The organism is Methylotuvimicrobium buryatense (assembly GCF_005931095.1).
In the GTDB taxonomy this organism is placed as follows: Bacteria; Pseudomonadota; Gammaproteobacteria; order Methylococcales; family Methylomonadaceae; genus Methylotuvimicrobium; species Methylotuvimicrobium buryatense.
In genome coordinates this window covers 2,948,264-2,974,757 of sequence record NZ_CP035467.1, presented here as the reverse complement: position 1 = coordinate 2,974,757, position 26,494 = coordinate 2,948,264, and the positions used below count along the sequence as shown (strand labels likewise).

Genomic DNA, 26,494 nt, shown 5'->3' with positions numbered 1-26,494 from the left:
ATAGCATATTTGACTTTTAATCTTAAGGCCGTGACGAACTCAGTACAATTGACAACGACGGATCATAGTAGGGATTCTGTCGGATTAACTTATATTTATCCTGTTCTATCAAGGCGTTCCGGAGGCTTGTCGATCGGTGTCAATTTTAATATCAACAATGCTTGCAACTGGCGATGTATTTATTGTCAAGTTCCCGATTTAACGTTGGGTGCTGCGCCGCCGATTGACTTTCCATTATTGGAAAAAGAATTGAGACGGTTTTTGAGTGATGTATTGCATGGCGATTTTTTTGACCGGTTTCAAGTCGGTCCTCCTAATCGAGTAATCAAAGATATTGCGATTTCGGGAAACGGCGAGCCGACCAGCGCTAAGGATTTCGATAAGGCGGTTGATTTGATCGGCCGTGTTGCCACTGAAATGGGGGTGCTGTCGAATAGCGGTTTTGTTTTGATTAGTAATGGTAGTTTAATGCATCAACCGAAGGTTCAGGACGGACTTCGATCATTGCATCGTTATGGGGGGGAGGTTTGGTTCAAGTTCGATAGCGCGACCGATACAGGGCGCAATTTTATTAATAACGCAGCGCAAACGATGGCGTCGGCATTAAGAAATCTAAAGATTTCGGCAGCCATCTGTCAGACTAAAATTCAAACTTGTCTAGTTGATTATTCCGGTCAGGGATTGACTGACGTGGAAAAAAACGCGTATTTGCAATTTTTAACAAGAATCAAGAACGATGGTGTGGCGATTGATAAAATTATGCTTTATACCATTGCGCGCCCGTCGATGCAGCCGGAAGCGGCTAAAATGAGGTCGTTGTCGCCGGAAGTTATGCGGCATTTTGCTGACGAGATCAGAGCGCTTGGTTTTGAGGTTCGGGTGGATTGTTAGCTGCTTTATTTCGGGTTGATGGCTTAGGGTGAATTGTTAGCAGGGAGTGGTGAATGGAGCCGGGTTGAGAGACGGGCAGATATCGGGCGTTATCGGATAATATAGCGCACCGGAAATCCAGCGATACGACCGAAGAAGGCTGTAAACTCAGCTTTTATTTCTCGGTTGAAAACCGTTTTTAGTCTCAAATCGTGCTTAAGCCTTGATGTCTAATAGACTTCCTATCGTTTTTTTCTCGGTTTCGAGAATTTTAACGGCTGCGGATGTTTCAAATTCCGCTTCTTTTAAGCTGAGTACCGGCTTAATAATGTCTCGAGGCTCAAATTCAGAACTGCCTACTTCATCGTTTTTTATCGGCAATGCAGCAATTTTGTGAGCCGCTTCGGCTGATTTATGTTGTGCGCCGTTGATGAGATTCAATGCGCTGTTTGTTGGTGAAATGTCCATAGCCAAACCCTCGTAAAATAAGTGTGCTTAGTGGAATTATAGAAACTAATTTCAGTCTTTTAAATTCAATTGCATGTTTCTTTATTGCTATGCTCTCATGGAGCAGGCTAGCTCTTTTATGTTGTTTTGTCCGAGCGTTATTTCACATTTCATTAAAATCAACTTATACCTTTCGCACTTCAATTTGAAGTGCGAAAGGTATGCAAGACTCTGCACCTTAATTTCATAGTCCGTTCCATTGGCGATGATAACTATCCTGGGTAATTTAGGTGCTGAGCCTTTGATTGGCTCCTCGGCATCCAAATTTGGTTAACAATTGGTAAATTAAATGCTTCAATTAGAGTCGCGAGTCGTTGAATTAAGCCTGCAAAAATTAAAATCACCGCAACAAGTTTATATTGCCTATAGCGGCGGAGTAGATTCGCATGTGTTGTTGCATCTGTGTGCTCCAATGTCTTCGCTACAAAAAAAAATTACCGCTGTTCATGTGCATCACGGTTTGCAAGCAGTAGCCGATGTTTGGCCGATTCATTGCCGGTCGATTGCTGAGCAATTGGGTGTCGATTTTATCGATATTTATGTCGATGCGCGAAGCGCCGGTCGTGAAAGCCCCGAGGAGGCTGCCAGGAATGCGCGGTATGATGCCCTAAAGGCCTTGCTTTCGAAAAACGATGTTTTGATGGTGGCTCAGCACCGAGAAGATCAATTGGAAACCGTTTTATTGCAATTGTTTCGAGGGGCGGGTTTGCAAGGGCTTTCAGGCATGCCTGAAATAATGGCCTTTGGCAAAGGGGTGCTATTGAGGCCCTTATTGAATACACCAAAACAAATCATCGACCAATACGCCCGACAGCATGATCTCAATTTTATTGAAGATCCCAGTAATCAAGGCATTGACTTCGATCGTAATTTTTTACGCAATGAAATTGTTCCTTTACTCAAGCAGCGTTGGCCGTCCATTGATAAAACAGTCTCTCGTTCAGCGGTTCATTGCGCGGAAGCATCTGAGCTATTGAGTAAATTAGCTTGCGATCAATTCAAACAAGTCTATCAAACAAAGGATGCAACACTATCGATATCGGCTTTGGTAAGGTTTGACGTGGCGGAGCAGGCATTGGTTATTCGGCAATGGTTCGCGAGTTTGGGGTTAAAAATGCCCTCCCGTGCTTTTGTGTTGCGCATTTTATCCATGATTCAGTCGCCATTTGGTGACCTGCGGTTGCAGAATCAAAAGCATACGATACGCCGTTTTCGGAATAGCTTGTTTTGTGTGCCGCAGCAAACCGTTGAATTACCGGAGCAAGGCGTTATATGGTCGAATAGCGAGGCTCCCCTTGACTTGCCTGACGGTACGGAACTGAAAATTGCTTATGCCCCCTCCGGAATTGATCAATCGGTTTGGTTTAGGTCGCATATCGACGTTAGGTTTCGTAGCGGCGGGGAAAAAATTGGTTTGCCGAATCGAGAAGGGCGGCATCGATTGAAAAATCTTTATCAGGAAGCAGGTATTCCGCCTTGGGAAAGACCTTATATCCCATTGATTTATTTAGACGGGCGCTTGGCGGCAATTGCCGATCTTTGGATCGGTTCCGAATTTTATTGCGAAAACAAGCCGGGTTGCATTCGGTTAATTCGGTCGCAAAAAAATAAAAACCGGAAAGGCCATGACGAATGTGTCTTAGTCGATTAAAATAGTCGAATTTTAATCTTGGCTATTTCAAAGCCGTCTCCCGAAAGTTTTATTCCTTACATGACCAAATTTATTTTCATTACCGGTGGTGTCGTTTCCTCTTTGGGTAAAGGCATTGCCGCGTCGTCGTTGGCCGCAATTCTTGAAGCGCGCGGGCTGAAAGTGACGATGACTAAGTTGGACCCCTATATCAACGTCGATCCCGGAACGATGAGTCCCTTTCAACATGGCGAGGTATTCGTCACCGAGGATGGGGCTGAAACGGATCTCGACTTGGGTCATTACGAGCGGTTTATCAAAACCACAATGACCAAGAAGAACAATTTCACGACCGGCCAAATTTATGAAAATGTATTGCGCAAAGAACGCAAAGGCGATTATTTAGGCGCGACCGTTCAAGTCATTCCGCACATCACCGATGAAATCAAACGTCGAATCGAACTCAGTGCCGAAGGCATGGATGTCGCGATTATCGAAGTAGGCGGCACGGTCGGCGACATCGAATCGCTGCCTTTTCTCGAGGCGATTCGGCAAATGTATGTTGAATTGGGTAGGGATCGAGCGCTTTTCATTCATTTGACGCTAGTTCCTTATATCAAGTCGGCCGGCGAAATCAAAACTAAACCGACCCAGCATTCGGTTAAAGAACTTAGGACAATCGGTATTCAACCGGATATCTTGATTTGTCGTTCCGAGCAACCGATTCCGGCAATCGAGCGTCGTAAAATTGCGTTGTTTACGAATGTTGCCGAAAGAGCCGTTATTTCCGCGATCGATGCCGATTCTATTTACCGTATTCCTTTGCTGCTTCATGAGCAAGGCTTGGACGATATTGTTGTCGAAAAACTTCGTTTGGATGTCCCTAAAGCCGATTTGACAGAATGGGAAAATGTGATCGAGGGCCTGATGCATCCGGTCAATGAGGTATCGATTGCGATCGTCGGTAAATATGTCGATCATTCCGATGCTTATAAATCATTGCATGAAGCATTGATTCATGCCGGTATTAAAACCCGAAATAAGGTACGGATTGAATATATCGATTCGGAAGCGATCGAGGAAGAGGGGGTTTCTGCTCTGAAACCCGTCGATGCGATTCTGGTTCCAGGCGGTTTTGGCGAGCGGGGGGTTGAAGGTAAGATTGCGACAGCAAGGTATGCTCGGGAAAATAAGATACCTTATTTAGGGATTTGTTTGGGCATGCAGGTGGCGGTTATCGAGTTTGCACGTAATGTCGCGAAACTGGAAGGCGCGCACAGTACCGAGTTTTTACCCGATTCGCCGCATCCGGTGATAGGCTTGATTACCGAATGGATGGACGCGGAAGGACAGGTGGAAGTTCGTAGCGCTAATTCCGATTTGGGCGGCACGATGCGTTTGGGCGGGCAAAAATGCCGTTTGCAAATTGACTCGCTGGCATACGAGCTTTATCAGAAGGAAGTCATTAGAGAGCGGCATCGGCACCGTTACGAGTTTAATAATAAATATTTTGAAAGGCTTGAGCAAAACGGCATGCGTTTCTCAGGCAAATCGATCGACGGGCGCCTGGTCGAAGTCATCGAAATTCCGGGTCACCCCTGGTTTTTGGCTTGCCAATTTCATCCGGAATTTAATTCGGCTCCGCGTAAAGGGCATCCGTTATTTTCCGGTTTTGTTGCCGCAGCCGCTCTTCATAAAAAGGAAACCGATAAATGAAATTATGCAATTTTGAAGTAGGGCTCGATAAGCCGTTGTTTTTGATCGCCGGTCCCTGTGTGATCGAAAGTGAGGAACTGGCTATGGAAACTGCGGGTTTCCTGAAAGAAATTACGGCTGAATTGGGTATTCCGTTCATCTATAAGTCGTCTTTCGATAAAGCGAATCGTTCATCGCTGGAAAGTTTTCGAGGCCTCGGTTTCGAACGAGGGTTGGCCATTCTGCAAAAGGTCAAGCAACAAATCGGTGTTCCGGTGTTGACTGATGTTCACGAAGACACTCCGCTAAAAGAAGTCGCCGAAGTAGTCGATGTCGTGCAGACGCCTGCGTTTTTGTGCAGGCAGACTAATTTTATTCAAAGCGTGGCCGAATTAGGTATACCGGTCAATATTAAAAAAGGTCAGTTCTTGGCGCCCTGGGACATGGCCAATGTCGCAAACAAAGCCAAAGCGACCGGCAATCAACAGATCATGGTCTGCGAACGAGGTGTCTCGTTCGGTTACAACAACCTGGTTTCTGACATGCGCTCGCTGGCCGTTATGCGCGATACCGGTTGTCCGGTCGTGTTCGATGCGACGCATTCGGTGCAATTGCCGGGCGGGCAAGGTTCTTGTTCCGGCGGGCAACGCGAATTCGTTCCGGTTCTGGCGAGAGCTGCGGTAGCGGTCGGTATTGCAGGACTGTTTATGGAAACGCACCCGAATCCGGCCGAGGCGCTTAGCGATGGCCCTAATTCTTGGCCTATGCATCGCATCAAAGAATTACTTGAAATTTTAATCACCCTGGATCGGGCTGTGAAAGCAAACAGTTTGATCGAAACAACTTTATAAGGAACCCTATATGGCTGAAATAGTAGATATTCGTGCAAGAGAAATTTTAGATTCACGCGGTAACCCGACGATCGAGGCCGAAGTCGTTCTCGCATCGGGCCTTATTGGCTGCGCGATGGTGCCTTCCGGTGCATCGACCGGTGAGCGTGAAGCAATCGAATTGCGCGACGGCGATAAATCGCGTTATTTGGGTAAAGGTGTTTTGAAGGCGGTCGACAACGTCAACACCGAAATTCGCTCCGCGATTATCGGTATGGATGCCGGCGATCAATCCGCGATCGACCGAAAAATGATCGAGCTGGACGGCACTGAAAACAAAGGCCGTCTGGGCGCGAACGCGATTCTGTCAGTTTCGATGGCGGCCGCGCATGCCGAAGCAAAAGACGCGGGACTGCCTTTGTACAACTATATGAATACCAGCGGCGAATTCATCATGCCGGTGCCGATGATGAACATCATCAACGGCGGTTCGCACGCCGACAACAGCGTCGATTTGCAAGAATTCATGATTCTGCCGGTCGGCGCCCCGAACTTCCGCGAAGCGATCCGTTACGGTGCAGAAGTATTCCACAACCTCGCGAAAGTACTGAAAGGTAAAGGCCTGGCTACCACAGTCGGTGACGAAGGCGGTTTTGCACCGAATCTGTCCTCGAACGAAGAAGCGATCGAAGTGATTCTCGAAGCGATCGAAAAAGCCGGCTACAAAGCCGGTCAAGACATCTATCTGGGTATGGATGCGGCCAGCTCCGAATACTACAAAGACGGCAAGTATGTCTTGTCTGCGGAAAACCGTAGCTTCACGTCGGAAGAAATGACCGATTTCTTCGTCGAATGGGTCAAAAAATATCCGATCATCTCGATCGAAGACGGCCTGGATCAAAACGATTGGGCCGGCTGGAAAATCCATACCGAGAAGCTGGGCGGCATGATCCAATTGGTCGGCGACGATCTGTTCGTGACCAATCCGAAAACTTTGAAAGAAGGCATCGAAAAAGGTATCGCGAATTCGATTCTGATTAAGGTCAATCAAATCGGTACGCTGACCGAAACGCTCGATGCGATCCATACCGCGCACGCGGCGGGCTATACCGCGGTCGTCTCGCATCGCTCGGGCGAAACCGAGGACACCACGATTGCCGACCTAGTCGTCGCAACCGGTACCGGTCAGATTAAGACCGGTTCATTGAGTCGTTCCGACCGTGTCGCGAAATACAACCGTCTGATGAAGATCGAGCACGAGCTGGGCAGCAAGGCGATTTACGCAGGCCGCAGCGCATTTAAAATGCTCTGATCTGTCTGAAAAGGGGCGGCACTGTCGCCGCCCTGATTCAGGATGAGCCGTTCAATGAATAATTTCAAGATTCTCGTCGCGGTGCTGATTGCGATCATCGTGCATCTGCAATATCGCCTTTGGTTCGGCGATGGAGGCATTGTTCAAATCAATCACTATCAAAGCCGGTTGGATGAATTGGCCTTGCAGGTACAGGAAAAAAAGGAACGTAATGCGGCCCTTTATGGCGAGGTTCTCGATTTGAGGAAAGGTCAAGAGGCCATCGAGGAAAGAGCGCGGTATGAATTAGGGATGATCAGGGAAGACGAGACGTTTTTTCAGGTGTTGGAATAGTTGCCTGAAAGGCATAGCATACAGGCAGGAAGGCTAGGTTGAACAGCGTGAAACCCAGCTGTTCAGCACATGGAACACCGGGTTTCACTGACGCTCAACTCGGCCTACGGCGCTTCGAATTTTGGCGAGGAGTGCAATAGCTTCAGCTATTGCCGTGTTCCGCTTTTTACGCCTGTCCAGGTCATTTAAAACACATTCCTTATCGATGACAAATACCCAATCCATTTGGGCGGTTGTGCCTGCGGCCGGTGTCGGCAAACGCATGCAGGCCGATCGTCCCAAGCAATATCTCCCGTTATTGGGCAAGACCGTCTTGGAGCACACGCTGACGCGTTTGCTGCAGGCCGATGTCTTTGCCGCCGTTTCTGTGGCGATTTCGGTCGAAGACCCCTATTGGCCGGAACTAACGATTTCGCAAGACGTCCGGGTGTTCACCGCGCCGGGCGGCAAGGAACGCGCCGATTCGGTGTTGTCGGCGCTGCGCGCAATCGAGGATCGTGCACGGGAAAACCACTGGGTGCTGGTTCATGACGCGGCCAGACCCTGCATTACCGCCGCCGATATCCGCTTATTGATCGACACGTTACAAAACGACGAGGTCGGTGGCATCCTTGCGCTGTCGTCGCACGACACACTGAAGAATGTCGATGGCGATTCGATCTTGGGAACTCTCGACAGAACGCATATTTGGCGCGCGTTGACGCCGCAGATGTTTCGTTACGGCCGGTTGAAACAGGCGCTCGAGGCGTCGGTCGGAAATCCGGCGGTGACCGACGAAGCCAGCGCGCTCGAATTGCTCGGTTTTCAACCCAAGATCGTCGAAGGACGTCCCGACAATATCAAGATTACTCGACCTGAAGACTTACCCTTAGCGCAATTTTATATGGAGCAACAACAATGATCAGAATCGGTCAAGGTTACGATGTGCATCGTTTCAAGGAAGGCGGCGACGTCATTCTGGGCGGCGTGAAGATTCCATACGAGAAAGGCCTCGACGCGCATTCGGACGGCGATGTCGTGCTGCATGCCTTGTCCGATGCGCTATTAGGAGCAGCCGCGTTAGGCGATATCGGCAAGCATTTTCCCGATACCGATCCAAGTTTCAAAGGAGCCGATAGCCGCGTATTGCTTCGTCATGTTTATCGGATCGTGCAAAATAAAGGCTATTTTCTCGTCAATGCCGATATCACGATTATTGCCCAAGCGCCGAAAATGGCGCCGCATATCGAGGCAATGTGCCGTAATATAGCCGAAGATTTGAATGTCGAACTCGACTGCATCAATGTCAAGGCGACCACGACCGAAAAACTCGGTTTCGAAGGTCGTGGAGAAGGTATTGCCGTCCAGGTGGCCGTATTGATCGAAAGGTAGAGTAACGCTGATGGAGCTGGATTGAGGATGATAGATTGTTATCTGAAGACCAGATGATTGTCGCAATTACCTTGGATATACCCATCGTGCTGCCTTTATATTCAAAAATTGCCAGCATGGAGCTGGCATAGAGCCTACAGGGACGTATTCACGGCGTCCTTTGACGGGCACCCCGGTGCCGAATTTTGATCTACGAGGAGTATACGTGGATGTGGTGCTAAGCATTTCCATCCGTGGCCCTGGATTCCGTCAATCCCTGGCGGAATGACGAGCTCCTTCCTTTAAGTTGGCGCTTATGACCTGGTGCCTCCTAAGGCACTGCCGAAATTTGAATAGCGATAGGTGTATATCAGCAAGAACCAGCTTGATCGACACCATCCAAGTCTCAATAGTTAAACCAACTGATTCTTCCTAGCCTTGAAAAACATTGAAATACCACAGTGGCCCCATGCCTACGGAGGCCCATCCGGAACCGGAAAGATCCGGACAGAGCCTGAGGACTTTATCGTCAATGAAGTGCTGTCGTTCGAGCCCTCGGGCGAAGGCGAGCATGTTTTTCTGCTCATCGAGAAAAAAGGCGAAAATACCGAGTTTGTGGCGAGACAACTGGCTCGTTTTGCCGGCGTTAGGCAGCGCGATATCGGATATGCCGGCTTGAAGGATCGTCATGCCGTCACGACGCAATGGTTCAGTGTGTGGTTACCGGGCAAAGAAGCACCGCAATGGTCCGATTTCGAATCGGAAACGATTACAGTTCATCGGTCAATACGTCATGCTCGTAAATTGAAACGCGGCATATTATCCGGTAATCGTTTCGAGCTATTGATCAGAGATTGGCAAGGTGACGAAAAGCGTCTTGAAGATCAGTTGAGTCGGATCAAGACCTGCGGTGTACCGAATTATTTCGGCGAGCAACGCTTCGGAAATCTTGGGCAGAATGTCAATAAAGCTCTGTCTCTATTCGAAGGAGCCAAGGTTAAGCGTGAACAGCGCGGTATTTACCTATCGGCGGCACGGTCGTTTTTGTTTAATCATATTTTGGCCGAGAGAATTAGACTCGATAATTGGAATCAACCGATCGATGGCGATGTGTTCATTGTTGAAGGATCCCGAGGTTTTTTTAAAGTCGACCAAATCGATCCGACCATTTCTAAGCGGATCGACGCGTGCGAAATTCACCCGAGCGCAGTCCTTTGCGGGCAGGGGGCTTCCGAAGCAACAGGTGAGGCCTGGGCTATCGAATCAGCCGTGATCGAACGTTTCGATTTTATGGTTCGCGGTTTGTTCGACTGCGGCCTGGAAGGCGCACGCAGGGCGCTTAGAATGAGTTTGACCGATTTAGAGTGGCGCTTTATCTCGCGGGGCCGATTGCAACTAAAATTCACCTTACCGGCGGGTAGCTATGCGACCGCTTTACTTCGAGAAATAATAGAGAGTTAAATAATGGATATTATTCAAGCCATCTCGTTGGCCTTGCTGCAGGGGCTGACTGAATTCTTACCGATTTCGAGTTCCGCACATTTGATTTTGTTGCCGGTTATCTTGGGTTGGGAGGATCAGGGGCTCGCATTCGATGTCGCGGTGCATGTCGGAACCTTAACGGCTGTTGTGGCCTATTACCGCAAAGACTTATTGACGATTATTGCGGCATGGTTCGGTTCGTTCACCGGCAAAGGGGCTTCGGACGATTCCCGTTTGGCCTGGTATGTAGTGTTGGGCACGATTCCGGTTGGTCTTGCGGGCTTATCGATGCCTCACTCGCTTGAAGAGTCATTGAGATCGCCTTTGGTGATTGCGACTTCGACCATCGTTTTCGCGATGTTGTTGTGGGTTTCGGAAAAGTTCGCTAAAGAGCGCCGGACTGTCGTGACTTTATTCGATGCTTTGCTGGTCGGCGTGTTTCAAGCGATTGCATTGATTCCCGGTACCTCCCGTGCGGGTATCACGATCACAGCCGGCTTGTTTTCGGGATTACAGCGCGAGCAAGCCGCGCGATTTTCGTTTCTATTGTCGATTCCGGTCATTGCCTTGGCCGGTATGCTAAAGGCCTTTGAATTATTCAAGTCCGATATCGAAGTCATGTGGGACTTCATGGCGATCGGAGCAGCGATCTCCTGTGTCGTTGCTTACTTGACAATCGGTTGGTTTTTGAAATTGCTGAATCGTATCGGCATGATTCCTTTCGTTTGGTATCGTTTAGCGCTCGGCATCGTTTTGTTCGTCGTATTTATCCGTTAAGCGCAGCAGAACAAAAACCGCCCCCGTGCCGCCTTCTCTTTGCGGCGCGGAACAAAAGGCTTGTACATCCCGGTGTTGACGAAGCCATACATTGAGACTGTTTTTCAGAATCGGTAGGTTATCCGGTGAGCGATAGCCCTTGCCATGCACGATGCAGACACAACGGTAACCTTCCTCCACACAACTATGCAGAAAGCGTAATAATTGCTTTTTCGCCTCGTGGCTACTCAGTCCGTGTAAATCGATTTCGGCATCGAGTCCGTAATGACCTTTGCGCATTTTTCGCAAGACATTTTTTTGTAGTCCGGGGCTTAAAAAGCCCATGCTATCCTCTAAACTGAGCTGTTCCGTTACCGAGATCGATTCGTCAAGCGCTTGTGTATGTTCAACTGAACGTTTAGCGGGTATGGGTTTCGGTTTTGGAGAAGTCTTCAAATGCAGTTTATCGGTAGCGACCGATATCACCTTGCCGACGGTATGACGAAACAGATCTCGATCTTCCTGTGTTAGGCTTTTTTTTCTCACGTTAGCTGATTTAAATACGATAAGTTGTTAATATTAGGGATTTTATAAACTATTTGCGCACGGGGCGACTTAAAATGCATATTTTGTTGAGCAATGATGACGGCTATCTGGCGGAAGGCCTGAATGCATTGGCGGATGCATTAAGCGGTCATGCCGAAATTTCGGTTGTGGCGCCGGATCGAAACCGCAGCGCAGCCAGTAATTCACTGACTCTGGAAAGACCGCTCAGAGCTTACCAAACCGCTAACGGTTTTATTAGAGTAGACGGCACGCCGACCGATTGCGTTCATTTGGCGATCACCGGCTTGTTGGCGCAAGAGCCTGATATGGTATTTGCCGGAATTAATCACGGTTCCAATTTGGGCGATGACGTACTCTATTCCGGTACCGTGGCGGCGGCGACCGAAGGCCGGTTTTTAGGTTTGCCGGCTGTGGCGATTTCGTTGGTCGGTAATAATCCGAGGTATTTCGATACGGCAGCGCAAGTTGCGGTTATATTACTACAAAGATTGATAGAAGAGCCTTTACCTCAAGATAGTATTTTGAATGTAAATGTACCCGATATTCCTTTTAGCGAGCTTAAGGGGTTTCAGGCAACGCGTTTGGGGCAACGCCATAAGGCCGAGCCGGTAGTCAAAGGCGTCGATCCGCGGGAAAGAACTATTTACTGGGTAGGGCCGCCAGGGTCGGAGCAAGATGCGGGACCCGGAACCGATTTTTATGCAATTAAAACGGGTTATGTTTCCGTTAGTCCCTTGCAGGTCGATTTGACACGCTATGAGCGTATAGGCGCTTTGGAAAAATGGTTGCCTTAGGAGAAATATAGTAATGATGATGCTTAATGTGAAAGGAATAGGCATGACTTCCATGCGAACCCGGGAGCGCATGGTGGGGCGTTTGAAGGAACAAGGGATCACCAATCATAAAATTCTCGATGCGATGCGTAATACGCCGCGTCATTTGTTCGTCGATGAGGCGCTCGCTAGCCGGGCTTACGAAGATACCGCTTTGCCGATCGGTTATAACCAGACGATATCGCAGCCTTATATCGTCGCTAAAATGACCGAATTGCTTCTGGCATCAGGACCGCTTGCCAAGGTCCTGGAGATCGGTACCGGTTGCGGTTATCAGACGGCGGTGTTGTCGCAATTGGTCGATTATGTTTATACAGTCGAACGGATTCAGCCGTTGCAAAAGAAAGCCAAAAATTTGGTATGGAGTTTGAAACATAAAAACATCAGCTATTTGCACAGCGATGGCGGCTGGGGATGGCCGGAACATGCTCCATACGATGGGATTTTGGTAACTGCGGCTCCGCCCGAAATTCCCGAAATGCTGCTGCGGCAATTGGCTATCGGCGGCGTGATGGTGATTCCTATTGGCCATTCCGGTGGACAGGAGCTACAACGGGTTATTCGAAACGCATCAGGATTCGAAGTCGAAATCCTGGAGTCGGTCAATTTCGTACCGTTTTTATCGGGTAGGGAATAAGTATGTTTCAAGCGCTATACGATAAGACTCTATCGTGGTCCCGGCATAAGCATGCCTTGAAGTATCTTTGTGCTTTGAGCTTTGCCGAATCGTCTTTTTTTCCGATTCCGCCCGATGTTATGTTGGCGCCGATGGCACTCGGTCGTCCTCAACAAGCTTTTCGATTTGCGCTATGGACCACGGTTTTTTCGGTCTTGGGAGGCATCTTAGGTTATGCGATCGGTTTTTTTCTGTTCGACCAATTCGAGCCTTGGTTAACAACCACGCATTATTGGGAGGGCTTTCTATTAGCTCGGCAATGGTTTACCGATTGGGGGTTTTGGGCGGTCTTGGTGGCCGGTTTTTCGCCGATCCCTTATAAAGTTTTCACGATAGCCGCCGGCGTGATGAGCATGGTGTTTTTACCGTTTGTGCTGGCATCGACGGTGGGTCGTGGCGCGCGTTTTTTTCTGGTGTCGTTACTGATCGCGGCGGGTGGCGAAAAACTCGAAGCGAAATTACGCGAATATATGGATCGTCTGGGTTGGGCTTTGGTTGCACTGGTGGTTATCGGAGGAGTGGCTTATAAGTTGATGGAGGGCGGTTAATAGTTGTAATCACTCTTCACTTATATCGAAACTTGATTTACGAAAGAAGTCTTTCTAGGAGTCGCAATGAATGATAAAGAATTGGTGGCAGTCCATGCCGCAAAGCTGGTTAAAGACGGGATGCGTGTCGGACTCGGAACCGGTTCCACGGCCGACTGTTTTATTAAAGAGTTGTCTCGCCTCCATAAAGATGAAGGTCTAAACGTGATCGTAATTTCGAGTTCGGTTGTCAGCGCGATTAAGGCTCGTGAAATGGGGTTACCCCTACAGTCGATTGAGCAAACCGAGCGAATCGATCTTTATGTCGATGGCGCCGATGAAGTTACCCTCGATAAGACGCTGCTCAAAGGCCGGGGCTACGATTTAGTACGAGAAAAATTGTTGGCGAAGGCGGCCGACCGGTTCGTCGTTCTGATCGATAAAAGCAAGTTGGTCGGCCGAATCGGCGAGCGATTTCCTGTTCCAGTCGAGGTTATGCCGTTTGCCTGGCGAATGGTTAAAGATAATTTGGTAAAACTGGGCGGTAGGCCGACACTACGACGGACTGCAAATGATGACGGCTTGGTGGTAACATCTTACGGAAGCTTGGTGCTCGATACCGTTTTCGATGCCACGATCGATATCGATGATCTCGACGATGCGCTCAACGCCCTGCCTGGCGTTATCGAGCATGGTATATTTCGGGGCTTGGCAAGTTCGGTATTGGTAGGCGCTGATGGCGCCATCCAAGAATTGGGTCCTGAAACTAGGCCCGATTCGCAAGATATCGATAGTCGGGATTTTGTCGATGACGGCTCTGCAGATGGCGATTGAAGTATACCCATCGCACTTCAAATTTCGGCATTGACGCATGGAGGTGCCGGGGTGTTCGGTCGATTTTTGCTCCTGCAAAATCGACATTCACGCCATCCATGGCGCTTGCAAAGGCTTTGACAGCAGGGATGCTGTCACAGAGCCTACATGGACGTATTCACGGCGTCCTTTGACGGACACCCCGGCGCCGAAATTTGATCAGCAAAGGGTATAAAGTTGGTTTTCGTTTCCATCGCTCCAACTGCTAATGCATATTTCGCCTCGGCAGCCAAAGTATGGGTTCCCACGGAGGACCGTGGGAACCAGAAATTAGACAATTTTTAAGTTAGTGAGATGAATTACTATAAACACCATGTTTTTTTCTGTACCAATCAGCGCGAGAACGGCGCGGCCTGCTGCCAGGATCATGATGCTCAGTTTTTTCGAGATTATGCGAAAACGCAATTGAAAAAGCTAAAAATGAGCGGGTCCGGTAAATGCCGCATCAACAATGCCGGTTGCCTGGATCGTTGCAAGGAAGGGCCGGTAATGGTCGTCTATCCCGATGCTATTTGGTATCGTTATGAAAATCAAGCCGATATCGATGAGATTATCGAGGAGCATTTGCAGAATGGGAGAGTTGTCGAACGCTTGAAAGTTTGAGATTAACCTAAACTCGATATATCCATCGCAGGTCAAAATTCGGCGCCGAGGTGTCCGTCAAAGGACGCCGTGAATACATCCCTGTAGGCTCTATGCCAGCTCCATGCTGGCAAAGCCTTTGCAAGCGCCATGGATGGCGTGAATGTCGATTTTGCAGGAGCAAAAATCGACCGAACACCCCGGCGCCTCCTCAGGCACTGCCGAAATTTGAAACGCGAAAGGTATAGTCAGCACACTAAGGATTTCGTAATGAATATCGAGCAACCGAACCCTTCCTAAAATAGCGAAGTTATTTACGACCAAACCCTAAAATCATGAAATACACGAAAGTAATCATACGGTTACAAAAGTCACTTGTACCACCCATTAGGTGAGCAACTTGGAGAGTATAACCAATTGAATATTTTCGTGATTTTCGTGGACAAAATGCTTTTTATTAAGATTAACCGTTGGTTTTCAGTTCGCTTGGCTTGCGTCTTTTACCGATGGTTTTCCGGTCACGATGACGATCTTTGATTTTGGACTCTTTCTTCTTCGGTTCCGCTTTTTTGTTTTTACTACTGGCGGCTTTTCCTGAGGCCTTGAGCTTTTTGGGGCCTTTATAGCGGCCTTCCAATTCCTTGATCGTGCGCCGGGTCAGTCGCTGTTGTAGATAGCGTTCGATGCCCGCCAAGACGTTCCATTCGGTAGAGTTGATCAATGCGATTGCAAGTCCCGGCCGGCCGGCTCGTCCGGTACGGCCGATTCTGTGCAGATAGTCATTACCGTTACGGGCTAAGTCGAAATTAATGACCAGGTCCACGCCTTCGATATCGAGACCGCGCGCGGCAACGTCGGTTGCGACCAATATGTCGATGGTTCCGTCTCGGAAAACCCCCATGGTTTTGTTGCGTTCGCTTTGGTCCATGTCGCCATGCAGCGAGCCTACGCGCAGTTTTTGCCCTCTCAATGGGCCGCGCAATTGATCGGTATGGATTTTGGTGTTGGTGAAGACCAAGGCTTTTTCGTATGTTTCGTGGCTTAGCAGCCAGATCAATAATTTTTTCTTATGTTCGAAATCGTCGGCCAGCAACATTTGCTGCTCGATGTCTTCGTGTTCCGCCTGTATGCCATCGAGATAGACTTTTTTCGGCTCCTTAAGCAGTGCGAGGGCAATGCCTTTGATCGTCGGATTAAGTGTCGCGGAAAATAGAAGGGTTTGGCGTTCCGGGTTGCAAACGCTTGCAATTTTCAGTAAATCGTTTTTGAAGCCCATGTCGAGCATACGGTCGGCTTCATCGAGAATGAGTAGGTCGAGTCGGCTGAAATCGGCGGAACCCTCCTCGATGACTTCGATTAGGCGACCTGGTGTTGCGATGATGATGGCGGTACTTTTAGCAAATAAAGCGGATTGCTTCTTGAAGTCTTCGCCGCCGATAATCAAGCCGGACTTGATCGGGGTGAATTCAGCCAGTTGTCGACATTGTTTATGTGTCTGTTTGGCTAGTTCCCGTGTCGGCGCTAGTATCAAGACTTTTGCCGCGCTGTCCTCGGGGCAGTTTTGCAGTAGATGCTGCAAGGCGGGTATCAGAAAGGCCGCAGTTTTGCCGCTCCCGGTTTTTGCGCAAACCCAAAGATCTTTGGATTCGTTGGCCAGAGGTATGACGGCAGCCTGTACTTCGGTTGGGTGACCGAACCCCATGGCTTGCGTGGCTTGTTTGATGCGCGAATCAAGCTCGAATTGGCTGAACGTTAAAGAGGACGTTGGTTCCGGTTGTGTTTCCATAAAGCCTTGAATGAGTGGGCTGAGCCGGCAGTTTTCCGATTTAACAGAAGCGCCGTAAAGATAAATCCGGCAATGTTACGTTTTGTTTAAAATATAAGCAACTTCGAATAAAAGTTATAAGTGTCGATAAGATCTGAATGAAGCGTCATTGATTTTATCTTTCTCGGCATGCTGATATGCTAAGCAGCAAAGTCGCCGGGTATGGAATTTCAAATTCAATATACCGGCTTTATCTTTAAGATTGGGTTTTAAGGAGGATGGGTATTTATGAGGGCTTTAGCGAATTTTGTGATGCAGGGACCGTATCAGGCCTTGGTCGCTGCTTGTATATTGGGCGCTTTATCCCAATTTGTTTTGCCGTTGGCGCTGTTTTGTTGCGGCATCATCGCATTATGCGTATTGTCGCGTTCGGATAGCTATTGGCTGATTGTTTTGATCGGTACGGCTTTGGTGGTTTATGTCAGCAGTCTTTTTGTCGAAAGTAGGCCGGGCCTCGATACGCCTGTAGTTTTGTTTTTGTTGGTGCCGTTGGCGGCTTCGGCGAAAGTATTGCGTGTTACCCAATCGCAAAGTTTGGCGATAATGGTCGCGGCGGTGTTTGCGGCTATCTTAGCGGTTTCGATACAGGTCGTATCGGGCGATGCCGCGCAATGGTGGGCTAATTGGTTGGAAGAAGCTGTTGAAGGCGTTAAAGGAGCCACTTATCAAGGCTTCGAGGCCGACGGCACTTTACGGTTGATGAATGGATTGGTGGCGATGATGTTCGGTTTTGCAGTGGCTTCGTCAATGTTGATCGGGCGTTGGATGCAGGCGACTTTATACAACCCTGGGGGATTCGCCGAGGAATTTTACCGAGTTAGATATCCCATATATGCCTTGGGTGTTTTGGGTGTCGTGTTGATCGTGACTGCGTTATTCAGCGAAGCCGTACTTTATGATTTGTTATTGGTTTTTACGATGCCGTTTTTCTTCCATGGTATGGCGGTCTTGCATTGTACGGTTGACGTTTCCGAACGTAGCAAAAATTATTTGCTGCCGCCGTATTTATTATTGTTTGTTATGCCTCAGTATGCGATCGTCGGCATGGCTTTTCTCGGCATGGCCGATATTTTTTTGAATTTTAGAAAGGCTGTCTATAGACGGAAAGATCATGATTCCAATTAGAGATACCGCACCGTGTAATTCAAGGCCGATTGTTTCGTGGAGTTTAATGGTTTTATGTATCGTGATCTTTATTGCGATGGAAATTATTCCCGATCAATCGAAATACCGTTTAACTTATTTGTTCGGCATGGTGCCGTTGCGTTATTCAAGCCCTGGTTGGGCTGCTCATTTCGGTTTGCCGCCCGATTATTATTTATCGTTTTTGACCAGTCTTTTTTTGCATGGAGGTTGGTTGCATTTAGTCACTAACATGTTATTCATGTGGATTTTTGCCGATAATGTCGAAGACCTGATGGGCAGGGGGCGCTTTTTGATTTTTTATGTGGTTTGCGGATTATCGGCTCAAGCCTTGCAGTTTTATTTCGATCCCTATTTAACGATACCGGTCGTTGGCGCATCGGGAGCGATCGCAGGAGTTTTGGGGGCTTATTTTTTTCTATATCCGTTTGAGCGCGTCGTTGTTTTTATACCTATCCTATTTTTTCCATTGGTTTTTCATGTGCCGGCGATAGCTTTTTTGGGGTTTTGGATCATTATTCAGCTGCAAAAAGCCACGACATCGGTGATGTTTGATGACGTGACGGTTGATGTGGCTTGGTGGGCACATTTAGGCGGTTTTATCGCGGGGGCGATCTTATATCGGTTTTTTCTACGCAATGAGCCCGCGCAATAAAAAATGAAATTGGATCTCATTTCTGTATAATAAGCGGCTTTTAAAAGGCTTGCCTCTACACGATCAAAGGGCTGTGGTACTCGTCCTTCGAGGCTTCTTAGTTTTGTCGGGAAATTAAAATTACAATGAAAAATATTAACGTCGCATTAGTTAGGCTACTTCAGTTCGTCGTATTCGTTCTGTTTACATTCATGGTATTGATTTATTTTGGCGCGATGGTTTTATTGCCGCTGGATGCTGCCGTGTTATTGATCAAGTTGATGACCTTGTTCGGTTTAAACGGGTTGATTGCGGCTTTTATTGCGATTCCGATCGTGGCTTATTTAGGCTTGAGAGTCTATCGAATTCCGGGGCTTGTCAAAATGATCATCGATACCGGAGTCGAATTGGTCAATACCGGCAAAGCTAAAATCGATGCATTCAACGCGCTAGCCGAATCGGAAAAAGTTTAACCGCTTAGCTAAACAAAAAAGGCCGGAAAGAGCGCTCTTTCCGGCCTTTTTTGTTTTCAATCCTTATTTTGTAATATTTACCATGAAGGACTTGAAATTCTTCATGTGTTTCATGGTTAAACTGCAGAATTACTGTGAAAGTTCGTAAATTTGGATTCATTATCTAATTTTTCGATATACAAATCTCTGTTCTGGCAATGCCTGTTCCGGAGAGGGTGCGGTTGCTCGATCGACAGGCGTTGGCGGCAGGATAGCCGCCATCGAGCCTACATGGACGTATTCACGGCGTCCTGTCGGGCGAGTGACCGCGCCCTCCCCACGTCTCGTACTTTCATTTGCCGGGGTGATTGCCGGGCTTTCATGAACGTTAGAATGAAGATAGCGTATAAGATTGAGCCGCGCATAAAAATTCGAGCCAATTCGCCAAATCAGCTAAAAAATCGTTTTAAATAATGCCCGGTATGCGAGGCGTTGTTTTTACTCAATTGTTGCGGTGTACCTTCAGCGACCAGTGTGCCTCCACCATCGCCGCCCTCCGGTCCCATATCAATAATCCAATCTGCCGTTTTGATCACGTCCAGGTTATGCTCGATGACGATCACGGTGTTGCCATGATCGCGTAGTGTATGCAATACGCGCAATAATTGTTTGATATCGTGGAAATGCAGGCCAGTTGTGGGCTCGTCGAGAATATAGAGCGTTTTGCCGGTATCGCGTTTCGAGAGTTCCTTGGCCAGTTTGACGCGCTGTGCTTCGCCACCGGAAAGCGTGACGGCATTTTGTCCGAGCGTGATGTAGTTCAGTCCCACTTCGGTCAAGGTGTGCAGTTTTTTGGATAATACCGGGACGGCGCTGAAAAATTGCGCGGCATCCTCGACGGTCATATCCAATACTTCGTTGATTGCCTTGCCTTTATAGCGGATTTCCAGCGTTTCACGGTTATAACGTTTACCGCCGCAGACGTCGCAATGTACGAAAATATCCGGCAAGAAATGCATTTCGACTTTGATGACTCCATCGCCTTTGCAGGCCTCGCAGCGGCCGCCTTTGACGTTGAAGCTGAAGCGCCCCGGCGTGTAACCGCGTGATCGGGCTTCAGGCGTTGCCGCAAATAATTCCCGGATGGGCGTAAAAATTCCGGTATAAGTGGCCGGATTCGAACGGGGCGTTCGGCCTATAGGGCTTTGATTAATATCAATGACTTTATCGAAATATTCAATGCCTTCGATTTCATCGCAAGGTGCGGGCAGGGTGCCAGCTCGATTGATTGCGCGCGCAACATAGCGGTAGAGCGTATCGTTGATGAGCGTCGATTTCCCTGAGCCGGATACGCCGGTGATACAGGTAAGTAGGCCGACCGGCAGAGCGATATCGACGTTTTTCAGGTTATTGCCTTGGGCGTTGCGGATCACGATCCGCTTTTCCGGGTCGACCGGCGTCGTGCTTTTCGGAATCACAATCATTTGTTTCCCCGATAAATACTGGCCGGTCAGCGAATCGGGCGAGTCGATGATGTCTTGCGGCGATCCCTGTGCGACGATTCTACCGCCGTGAATACCGGCGCCGGGGCCGATATCGACGATATGATCGGCCGAGCGTATCGCATCTTCGTCGTGTTCTACGACGATTACGGTATTACCCAAATCCCTGAGCCGGAACAGGGTATTCAACAAGCGGTCGTTATCGCGCTGATGCAGGCCGATTGACGGTTCGTCGAGCACATACATCACGCCGACTAAGCCTGCGCCGATTTGGCTGGCCAGCCGGATACGTTGCGCTTCGCCGCCGGACAGCGTATCGGCGCTACGATCGAGGGTCAGGTAGTCCAGGCCGACATTAACCAAAAACTCTTGTCGTTCGACGATTTCCTTGATGATTTTCGCAGCTACTTCGCCTTGTTTTCCAGGTAAATCCAATTCCTCGAAAAACTGTAAAGACTTGCGTATCGGAAGGCGGGTGAGTTCGTGCAAAGGTCGTTCGTTGACGAAAACATGGCGGGCAGCCTTGTTTAGGCGGGCTCCGCCGCAGTCAGGACAAGTTTTTTGCGATAGATATTTGGCCAGTTCCTCACGGACCATCGGAGAGTCGGTTTCATGGTAACGGCGATCCATGTTCGCAATGATGCCTTCAAAGCTGTAGCGCTTGGTTTGGCCGGCGCGTGGTCCGCCTATCAGTTTGAACTCGATCGCTTCGTTGCCGCTGCCGAATAATAATGCTTTTTTGATGTTGTCCGGTAGATCCTGATAAGGGATTTCCGGATCGAAACCGTAGTGTTCGGCCAGCGAACAGATAATTTGATAATAATAAGCGTTGCGCCGGTCCCAGCCTCGGATTGCCCCGCCGGCTAGGCTGATGTTGGGATTATGCACCACCAGTTCCGGATCGAAGTGTTGACGAACACCAAGTCCATCGCAAGTTGGGCAAGCACCTTTCGGGTTGTTGAACGAAAAAATGCGCGGTTCTAATTCGCTGAGGCTGTACCCGCAGTGCGGACAGGCGTAGCGTTCGGAAAATAATAAGGTTGTGTTGTCGTCCATGGAAACGGCCAGCGCGATACCGTCTGCGATGCGAAGCGCCGTTTCGAATGACTCGGCAAGGCGCAATGCGATGTCGTTACGAATTTTGAATCGATCGACGATCACTTCGATCGTGTGTTTTTTCTTGGGGTCGAGCGCCGGCGTTTCGTCGAGATCGTATACGGCGCCGTCAATACGTGCTCTGATAAAGCCTTGCGCGCGTAAATCCTCGAGCAATTGCAGGTATTCCCCTTTACGCTGGCTGATGACGGGTGCCAATAACATCCAGCGCCCGCCTTCCGGTTGTTCGAGCAGGCTATCTACCATCTGGCTGACGGTTTGTGCGGCTAATGAAACATTATGGTCAGGGCAGCGAGGCGTGCCTGCGCGGGCATACAGCAAACGCAAGTAATCATAGATTTCGGTAATTGTGCCGACCGTCGAGCGAGGATTGTGGGAGGTCGATTTTTGTTCGATCGAAATGGCCGGGGACAGTCCCTCGATATGATCGACATCCGGTTTTTCCATCATCGACAGGAATTGCCGGGCATAGGCGGATAGCGACTCGACATAGCGCCGTTGGCCTTCGGCATAAATCGTGTCGAAAGCCAGTGACGATTTACCGGAACCTGAGAGACCGGTAATGACAATCAATGAGTCGCGGGGCAAATCCAGGTCGATGTTTTTTAGGTTATGGGTGCGCGCGCCGCGAATGCTGATGGTGTCCATTGATGAAATGTCGCTTTAGGAAACAGACCGTTAATATACGGCGAAACCGGGCCGATTTCAAAACTCGGTAGGATGAAGTCTTACAAGTCTGCTTTATCGCTTTCTAGCAGTTTGCAATTCCGACGATTTCGAGTACATTGTGTTTATTCGAAACTTAACATAGCGTAATTGATGTGAATCACTTTTATTCTTTTCAAATTCATGGCGGCGCCGATCATGGCGGCGGAGTCGCCGATTCTGTCGGGCATTTTTTAGGATTTCTGGAAAGCCTTGCTGCACAAGAGCCTTCGGACATATTTGCGAATATATTTCCGGGAATCGCTGAATTGGATAATATTCATCCTTTGCTAGTACATTTTCCAATCGCTTTATTGATCGGTTTTTTTATTCTCGACTTATTAGGGACTTTGATTCGTAACCCGGTTTGGCGCAGTGCCGCTTCGGCGATGCTTTATTTTGGGACGATTGGCGCAGCAGTGACTGTTTATACCGGTTTACAGGCTGCCGAAACGGTTGCTCACGGAGGTAATGTTCATGACATCATGGAAAGGCATGAGCAAATTGGTATTATGGTGTTAAGCTTATCGGCGTTGTTATCGGTTTGGCGTCTGTTGGCCGGCAGTTCGCTTAAAGGTGCGGCTAACGGTTTTTTTCTATTGCTGTCGGCGGGTCTGTCCGTGTTGGTCGTTTTGGGCGCCGATTTGGGCGGATTGATGGTCTATCGTTACGGTGTTGCGGTCGAAGGGGCGGTGGATGCTTCAGAGGCAAGCGCTCATGAGCACGGCCATTCGAACAATACCACCGAGCATAATCATGAGCTCGAGCACTCGCATACGACCGAACATAGTCATGAGGCTGATCATGAGCATTCCGCTTCACCTTCACCTGACAGCCACGAACATTCTGAGTCAGACCACAGTCATCAGCATTGAATGTTTTCTCGATGATGCTCCGATATTGACCGAAATTAATATCTACGAAATTTACTCCCTTTTGATTGAAAAAACCGTCTTAAAGAACGAGCATGAAATAACTTCGACAACTTATGGGAGGGGGTTCGGTCAGCAATTCCCAATTTGGAGATCAAAAAGGGTGTGGGGTATGCTTGGCGAGGATGTCGGCAGCAGGGCAGATTTTTGCTCCTCGGCAATTGCTGAGTTACATGGATGTAATGAATGCAGAAAATGCAGGAGCATTTTTCTGCCCTGCATTGCCCTACTACACGCCATCCTTGGCGTTCGAGCTGCCGCCAAGCCCCCATGGATGGGTTTACGGCGTTCCTCGACAGGCATACCCCACACCCTAAAATCGGCGAAACTGCTCAAACTGGGAATTGCTGGGGTTCGGTGGCTCGATTGACAGGTGTAGGCGGAAGGGACAGCCAACGTCAAGCCTACATGGAAGTTTCACGGCGTCCTTTGACGGACACCCCGGCGCCGAAATTTGACCAGCAAAGGGTATATAAAGGAGTAAGAAAGACAGGCAATAAATTTCTCGAAGTTATTTCATGTTTGTTCTTAAGTAGTCCAGGTTTTCTTTGGATTTGTTAGCCGATTTCGGTTATTTCTTGAAAATAACATTGTTATAAAAGTCTCAAACACGACCACGCGAAGTATAGCCTTAGCTTAGCGCTTTTGTTTTATGGTATTCTATTCGGCTAAATTTTTTATTAAATATCGTATCTCTTTATGCGTACTCGCGTTAAAATTTGCGGCTTTACCCGGGTCAATGACGCAGTCCGTGCGGCGCATCTAGGCGTGGATGCGATCGGGTTGGTTTTTTATCCGCCTAGCCCAAGAAATGTTGATATCGATCAGGCGCTTGCGATTGTCGAAGCATTGCCGGCCTTTACCAGTGTCGTCGGTTTATTTGTCGACGAGCAAGAACCACGTATTCGTGAAGTGTTGAGTCGGGTGTCGATCGACTGTTTGCAATTTCACGGCGACGAACCGCCGGAAGCTTGCGAACTGTACAAAAAGCCTTACATCAAGGCAATCAGTATGCGGCAGGGCGTTGATATAGCTGATTTGGCTAAACGGTATTCCGGGGCTGCCGGTCTGTTGCTCGATGCCTATCACCCGGGAGTGAAGGGCGGTTCTGGGAACCGTTTCGATTGGGATTTGATTCCGCAAGATTGCGCAAAACCGATTATTTTGGCCGGCGGGTTGGAACCCGGCAATGCCAGGCAGGCAATAGAATCGGTCGGACCCTATGCACTGGACGTCAGCAGCGGCGTAGAATCGGAAAAAGGTATTAAGGATGCCGATAAAATGGCGGCATTTATAAGAATAATTAACGAGGGTAATAGAAGTTAGTAACATGACACAGCATTATAACTTGCCGGACGAGCGCGGACATTTCGGTCCTTATGGCGGAAAATTCGTTGCCGAAACATTAATGGGGCCTATTCAAGAGTTAGAAGAGGCTTATCTGCGCTATATGCAGGATCCTGAATTTTTAACCGAACTGGATGCCGATTTGCAGCATTATGTCGGGCGCCCTTCTCCGCTTTACCATGCCGAACGCTGGAGTCGGCATTTAGGCGGTGCGCAGCTTTATTTGAAACGAGAAGACCTCAATCATACCGGCGCTCACAAAGTTAATAATACGATCGGGCAGGCGCTATTGGCTAAGCGCATGGGGAAAACCCGGATCATCGCCGAAACCGGCGCGGGTCAGCATGGCGTTGCTACAGCTACGGTCGCAGCCAGGCTGGGGCTCGAGTGCGTTGTTTACATGGGGGCGGTCGATGTCGCGCGACAGTCCTTGAATGTTTACCGAATGAAACTGCTTGGCGCAAAAGTCGTTGCGGTCGAATCGGGTTCGAAAACTCTGAAAGACGCTTTAAACGAAGCGCTCCGTGATTGGGTTACCAATGTCGACAATACATTCTACATTATCGGTACGGTCGCAGGGCCTCATCCTTATCCCGCGATGGTGCGCGACTTTCAAACCGTGATCGGCCGCGAAGCCAAAGAACAATGTTTGACCATGACCGGGCGGTTGCCCGATGCGCTGGTCGCTTGTGTCGGAGGCGGGTCGAACGCGATCGGTTTGTTTTATCCGTTTATCGATGATGCCTCGGTTAAGATGTACGGTGTCGAAGCGGCCGGAGACGGCGTCGAAACCGGACGTCATTCTGCTCCGCTTTGCGCTGGACGCCCCGGAGTTTTGCACGGCAACCGGACTTATTTAATCGAGGACGATGATGGTGAAATCATCGAAACGCATTCAATCTCGGCGGGTTTGGATTACCCCGGTGTCGGACCCGAGCATGCCTGGTTGAAAGACGCCGGACGTGCCGAATATGTCAACATCACCGATGATGAGGCCTTAAGGGGGTTTCATGATCTAACCGAAATGGAAGGCATTATTCCTGCGCTGGAATCGAGTCATGCGATTGCTTATACGACAAAACTGGCGCCGACCATGCCTAAAGATAGCATTATTATTATCAATCTTTCCGGTCGTGGCGATAAAGACATCATGACCTTGGCGCAACGCGAGGGAATAGAACTGTGAGCCGATTAGCCGCTAAATTCGAAGAGCTTTCCAAATCCGGCCGCAAGGCTTTAATTCCATTTTTGACGGCCGGCGATCCGCATCCGAATTTTACCGTACCGATGATGCATGCGATGGTGGAAGCGGGCGTTGATATTATTGAACTTGGCGTACCGTTTTCCGATCCGATGGCGGACGGACCGGTCATTCAGAAAGCCAGCGAACGCGCCTTGGCGCATAAAATGAGTTTAAGAAAAGTACTCAATGCAGTCGCCGAGTTCAGGAAAAAGGATGACCAAACGCCTGTCGTGTTAATGGGTTATTTAAATCCGATCGAGGCAATGGGTTACGAGGATTTCGCCAATGCGGCACAACGCGTCGAAATCGATGGCGTGCTGACGGTCGATTTGCCGCCCGAAGAGGCCGATTTCTGTGTTTCGTTGCTGAAAGAACGCGGCATCGATCCGATTTTTTTGTTGGCGCCTAATAGCAATGAAGAACGCATTCGTAAAATGGATGCGGCGGGTAGTGGCTATATTTACTACGTTTCACTCAAAGGTGTAACCGGCGCCGGGCACTTGAACACCGCCGATGTCGAGGAAAGGCTGAAGTTAATCCGTGCCAATACTCGATTGCCAATCGGTATCGGCTTCGGTGTCAAGGATGCCGAAACGGCGAAGACAGTGGCGAACTTAGGTGATGGTGTCGTTGTCGGTAGCGCCTTGATCAGTAAAATCGAAGCGAATTTGGATAATCCGGAGCAGGCATGCTCCGAAATAGTCGATTTACTTAAAGCCATGCGCGCCGCAATGGATGAATAAGTCGTCGATCACATGAGCGAATTCGGAGT

At 48.9% G+C, this 26,494-nt stretch carries 26 protein-coding genes; 22 read left to right on the top strand and 4 right to left on the bottom strand.

Translation table 11 applies throughout. The annotated features are described in order from the left end of the window. The first annotated feature begins 30 nt into the window (after positions 1 to 30). The gene (locus EQU24_RS13340; RefSeq protein WP_026129977.1) at positions 31 to 891 is read left to right on the top strand and encodes a radical SAM protein; all 861 of its coding nucleotides are present in this window, start codon (positions 31 to 33) and stop codon (positions 889 to 891) included. A 195-nt stretch (positions 892 to 1,086) separates the two neighbouring features. Here the strand turns inward: EQU24_RS13340 and EQU24_RS13335 are convergent, their stop codons facing one another. Continuing rightward, a complete protein-coding gene (locus EQU24_RS13335) occupies positions 1,087 to 1,338 on the bottom strand; it encodes a hypothetical protein (RefSeq protein ID WP_017839029.1) in 252 nt (83 codons plus the stop codon). 328 nt (positions 1,339 to 1,666) lie between these two features. Here EQU24_RS13335 and tilS point away from each other — a divergent pair, with 328 nt between their 5' ends. The 9 genes from tilS to EQU24_RS13290 all read left to right on the top strand — a co-directional run bounded on the left by tilS (position 1,667) and on the right by EQU24_RS13290 (position 10,786). Beyond that, positions 1,667 to 3,028 (top strand): tRNA lysidine(34) synthetase TilS, encoded by a 1,362-nt coding sequence (gene tilS / locus EQU24_RS13330; protein WP_017839030.1) that lies wholly within the window; start codon positions 1,667 to 1,669, stop codon positions 3,026 to 3,028. 60 nt (positions 3,029 to 3,088) lie between these two features. Continuing rightward, entirely contained in the window at positions 3,089 to 4,723 is a 1,635-nt protein-coding gene (locus tag EQU24_RS13325; protein WP_017839031.1) for a CTP synthase, read from the top strand. Further along, on the top strand, positions 4,720 to 5,553 hold the full coding sequence (gene kdsA, locus EQU24_RS13320) for a 3-deoxy-8-phosphooctulonate synthase (protein ID WP_017839032.1): 834 nt from the start codon (positions 4,720 to 4,722) through the stop codon (positions 5,551 to 5,553). Before EQU24_RS13325 ends, kdsA begins: the two co-directional genes overlap by 4 nt. 10 nt (positions 5,554 to 5,563) lie before the next feature. Then, complete coding sequence (eno, locus tag EQU24_RS13315) at positions 5,564 to 6,844, top strand: phosphopyruvate hydratase (protein ID WP_017839033.1); 1,281 nt, start codon at positions 5,564 to 5,566, stop codon at positions 6,842 to 6,844. Between the two features lie 54 nt (positions 6,845 to 6,898). After that, complete coding sequence (ftsB, locus tag EQU24_RS13310; protein ID WP_014147946.1) at positions 6,899 to 7,177, top strand: cell division protein FtsB; 279 nt, start codon at positions 6,899 to 6,901, stop codon at positions 7,175 to 7,177. Between the two features lie 205 nt (positions 7,178 to 7,382). Next, positions 7,383 to 8,078, top strand: a complete 696-nt coding sequence (gene ispD, locus EQU24_RS13305) for a 2-C-methyl-D-erythritol 4-phosphate cytidylyltransferase (protein WP_026129978.1) — start codon at positions 7,383 to 7,385, stop codon at positions 8,076 to 8,078. Then, the gene (ispF, locus tag EQU24_RS13300) at positions 8,075 to 8,548 is read left to right on the top strand and encodes a 2-C-methyl-D-erythritol 2,4-cyclodiphosphate synthase (protein ID WP_017839036.1); all 474 of its coding nucleotides are present in this window, start codon (positions 8,075 to 8,077) and stop codon (positions 8,546 to 8,548) included. The genes ispD and ispF overlap by 4 nt, the downstream gene beginning before the upstream one ends. A 417-nt stretch (positions 8,549 to 8,965) precedes the next feature. Next, positions 8,966 to 9,988, top strand: a complete 1,023-nt coding sequence (truD, locus tag EQU24_RS13295; protein ID WP_026129980.1) for a tRNA pseudouridine(13) synthase TruD — start codon at positions 8,966 to 8,968, stop codon at positions 9,986 to 9,988. Positions 9,989 to 9,991: 3 nt separating this feature from the next. Continuing rightward, the gene (locus EQU24_RS13290; RefSeq protein ID WP_017839038.1) at positions 9,992 to 10,786 is read left to right on the top strand and encodes an undecaprenyl-diphosphate phosphatase; all 795 of its coding nucleotides are present in this window, start codon (positions 9,992 to 9,994) and stop codon (positions 10,784 to 10,786) included. On the opposite strand, the gene EQU24_RS13285 is transcribed toward EQU24_RS13290, so the two are convergent. Next, positions 10,745 to 11,311: a Smr/MutS family protein gene (locus EQU24_RS13285; RefSeq protein WP_017839039.1), complete on the bottom strand. Its 567-nt coding sequence runs from the start codon at positions 11,309 to 11,311 to the stop codon at positions 10,745 to 10,747. The genes EQU24_RS13290 and EQU24_RS13285 overlap by 42 nt on opposite strands. Positions 11,312 to 11,385: 74 nt before the next feature. On the opposite strand from EQU24_RS13285, the gene surE reads away from it, so the two are divergent. The 5 genes from surE (at position 11,386) to EQU24_RS13260 (ending at position 14,844) form a co-directional block, all read left to right on the top strand. Next, positions 11,386 to 12,126 carry a 5'/3'-nucleotidase SurE gene (surE, locus tag EQU24_RS13280; protein WP_017839040.1) on the top strand — a complete coding sequence of 247 codons (741 nt, stop codon included), beginning with the start codon at positions 11,386 to 11,388 and terminating at the stop codon, positions 12,124 to 12,126. A 16-nt stretch (positions 12,127 to 12,142) separates the two neighbouring features. After that, positions 12,143 to 12,802 carry a protein-L-isoaspartate(D-aspartate) O-methyltransferase gene (locus tag EQU24_RS13275; protein WP_026129981.1) on the top strand — a complete coding sequence of 220 codons (660 nt, stop codon included), beginning with the start codon at positions 12,143 to 12,145 and terminating at the stop codon, positions 12,800 to 12,802. 2 nt (positions 12,803 to 12,804) lie between these two features. Beyond that, positions 12,805 to 13,389, top strand: coding sequence for a YqaA family protein (locus EQU24_RS13270; protein WP_017839042.1), 585 nt, complete (start codon positions 12,805 to 12,807; stop codon positions 13,387 to 13,389). A gap of 66 nt (positions 13,390 to 13,455) precedes the next feature. Then, entirely contained in the window at positions 13,456 to 14,202 is a 747-nt protein-coding gene (gene rpiA / locus EQU24_RS13265; protein WP_017839043.1) for a ribose-5-phosphate isomerase RpiA, read from the top strand. 333 nt (positions 14,203 to 14,535) lie between these two features. Next, the gene (locus EQU24_RS13260) at positions 14,536 to 14,844 is read left to right on the top strand and encodes a (2Fe-2S) ferredoxin domain-containing protein (protein ID WP_017839044.1); all 309 of its coding nucleotides are present in this window, start codon (positions 14,536 to 14,538) and stop codon (positions 14,842 to 14,844) included. Positions 14,845 to 15,286: 442 nt separating this feature from the next. Here EQU24_RS13260 and EQU24_RS13250 read toward each other — a convergent pair whose 3' ends face one another. Further along, positions 15,287 to 16,609 carry a DEAD/DEAH box helicase gene (locus EQU24_RS13250; protein ID WP_017839046.1) on the bottom strand — a complete coding sequence of 441 codons (1,323 nt, stop codon included), beginning with the start codon at positions 16,607 to 16,609 and terminating at the stop codon, positions 15,287 to 15,289. A gap of 267 nt (positions 16,610 to 16,876) precedes the next feature. Between EQU24_RS13250 and EQU24_RS13245 the strand changes: the two genes are divergently transcribed. The 3 genes from EQU24_RS13245 to EQU24_RS13235 all read left to right on the top strand — a co-directional run bounded on the left by EQU24_RS13245 (position 16,877) and on the right by EQU24_RS13235 (position 18,898). Next, complete coding sequence (locus EQU24_RS13245) at positions 16,877 to 17,773, top strand: hypothetical protein (protein WP_017839047.1); 897 nt, start codon at positions 16,877 to 16,879, stop codon at positions 17,771 to 17,773. Further along, the gene (locus EQU24_RS13240; RefSeq protein WP_026129983.1) at positions 17,760 to 18,446 is read left to right on the top strand and encodes a rhomboid family intramembrane serine protease; all 687 of its coding nucleotides are present in this window, start codon (positions 17,760 to 17,762) and stop codon (positions 18,444 to 18,446) included. Before EQU24_RS13245 ends, EQU24_RS13240 begins: the two co-directional genes overlap by 14 nt. Positions 18,447 to 18,571: 125 nt before the next feature. Continuing rightward, positions 18,572 to 18,898 carry a hypothetical protein gene (locus EQU24_RS13235; protein WP_017839049.1) on the top strand — a complete coding sequence of 109 codons (327 nt, stop codon included), beginning with the start codon at positions 18,572 to 18,574 and terminating at the stop codon, positions 18,896 to 18,898. A 428-nt stretch (positions 18,899 to 19,326) separates the two neighbouring features. Here EQU24_RS13235 and uvrA read toward each other — a convergent pair whose 3' ends face one another. Then, positions 19,327 to 22,143 (bottom strand): excinuclease ABC subunit UvrA, encoded by a 2,817-nt coding sequence (gene uvrA / locus EQU24_RS13230; RefSeq protein WP_017839050.1) that lies wholly within the window; start codon positions 22,141 to 22,143, stop codon positions 19,327 to 19,329. A gap of 173 nt (positions 22,144 to 22,316) precedes the next feature. On the opposite strand from uvrA, the gene EQU24_RS13225 reads away from it, so the two are divergent. The 4 genes from EQU24_RS13225 (at position 22,317) to trpA (ending at position 26,465) form a co-directional block, all read left to right on the top strand. Further along, positions 22,317 to 23,075 carry a DUF2231 domain-containing protein gene (locus EQU24_RS13225; RefSeq protein WP_017839051.1) on the top strand — a complete coding sequence of 253 codons (759 nt, stop codon included), beginning with the start codon at positions 22,317 to 22,319 and terminating at the stop codon, positions 23,073 to 23,075. A gap of 756 nt (positions 23,076 to 23,831) precedes the next feature. Continuing rightward, positions 23,832 to 24,458, top strand: a complete 627-nt coding sequence (locus EQU24_RS13215; protein WP_017839052.1) for a phosphoribosylanthranilate isomerase — start codon at positions 23,832 to 23,834, stop codon at positions 24,456 to 24,458. A gap of 4 nt (positions 24,459 to 24,462) precedes the next feature. Next, positions 24,463 to 25,665, top strand: coding sequence for a tryptophan synthase subunit beta (trpB, locus tag EQU24_RS13210; protein ID WP_017839053.1), 1,203 nt, complete (start codon positions 24,463 to 24,465; stop codon positions 25,663 to 25,665). Further along, entirely contained in the window at positions 25,662 to 26,465 is an 804-nt protein-coding gene (gene trpA / locus EQU24_RS13205; RefSeq protein WP_017839054.1) for a tryptophan synthase subunit alpha, read from the top strand. The genes trpB and trpA overlap by 4 nt, the downstream gene beginning before the upstream one ends. The last annotated feature ends 29 nt before the right edge of the window (positions 26,466 to 26,494 follow it).

Coding starts and splice junctions, on each gene's coding strand:
- surE (WP_017839040.1), top strand. CDS start 11,386: ATGCATATTTTGTTGAGCAATGATGACGGCTATCTGGCGGAAGGCCTG.
- EQU24_RS13325 (WP_017839031.1), top strand. CDS start 3,089: ATGACCAAATTTATTTTCATTACCGGTGGTGTCGTTTCCTCTTTGGGT.
- trpB (WP_017839053.1), top strand. CDS start 24,463: ATGACACAGCATTATAACTTGCCGGACGAGCGCGGACATTTCGGTCCT.
- tilS (WP_017839030.1), top strand. CDS start 1,667: ATGCTTCAATTAGAGTCGCGAGTCGTTGAATTAAGCCTGCAAAAATTA.
- EQU24_RS13260 (WP_017839044.1), top strand. CDS start 14,536: ATGAATTACTATAAACACCATGTTTTTTTCTGTACCAATCAGCGCGAG.
- ftsB (WP_014147946.1), top strand. CDS start 6,899: ATGAATAATTTCAAGATTCTCGTCGCGGTGCTGATTGCGATCATCGTG.
- rpiA (WP_017839043.1), top strand. CDS start 13,456: ATGAATGATAAAGAATTGGTGGCAGTCCATGCCGCAAAGCTGGTTAAA.
- EQU24_RS13240 (WP_026129983.1), top strand. CDS start 17,760: ATGATTCCAATTAGAGATACCGCACCGTGTAATTCAAGGCCGATTGTT.
- eno (WP_017839033.1), top strand. CDS start 5,564: ATGGCTGAAATAGTAGATATTCGTGCAAGAGAAATTTTAGATTCACGC.
- EQU24_RS13290 (WP_017839038.1), top strand. CDS start 9,992: ATGGATATTATTCAAGCCATCTCGTTGGCCTTGCTGCAGGGGCTGACT.
- kdsA (WP_017839032.1), top strand. CDS start 4,720: ATGAAATTATGCAATTTTGAAGTAGGGCTCGATAAGCCGTTGTTTTTG.
- EQU24_RS13250 (WP_017839046.1), bottom strand. CDS start 16,609: ATGGAAACACAACCGGAACCAACGTCCTCTTTAACGTTCAGCCAATTC.
- ispD (WP_026129978.1), top strand. CDS start 7,383: ATGACAAATACCCAATCCATTTGGGCGGTTGTGCCTGCGGCCGGTGTC.
- EQU24_RS13270 (WP_017839042.1), top strand. CDS start 12,805: ATGTTTCAAGCGCTATACGATAAGACTCTATCGTGGTCCCGGCATAAG.
- EQU24_RS13245 (WP_017839047.1), top strand. CDS start 16,877: ATGAGGGCTTTAGCGAATTTTGTGATGCAGGGACCGTATCAGGCCTTG.
- EQU24_RS13215 (WP_017839052.1), top strand. CDS start 23,832: ATGCGTACTCGCGTTAAAATTTGCGGCTTTACCCGGGTCAATGACGCA.
- ispF (WP_017839036.1), top strand. CDS start 8,075: ATGATCAGAATCGGTCAAGGTTACGATGTGCATCGTTTCAAGGAAGGC.
- EQU24_RS13235 (WP_017839049.1), top strand. CDS start 18,572: ATGAAAAATATTAACGTCGCATTAGTTAGGCTACTTCAGTTCGTCGTA.
- EQU24_RS13335 (WP_017839029.1), bottom strand. CDS start 1,338: ATGGACATTTCACCAACAAACAGCGCATTGAATCTCATCAACGGCGCA.
- EQU24_RS13275 (WP_026129981.1), top strand. CDS start 12,143: ATGATGCTTAATGTGAAAGGAATAGGCATGACTTCCATGCGAACCCGG.
- uvrA (WP_017839050.1), bottom strand. CDS start 22,143: ATGGACACCATCAGCATTCGCGGCGCGCGCACCCATAACCTAAAAAAC.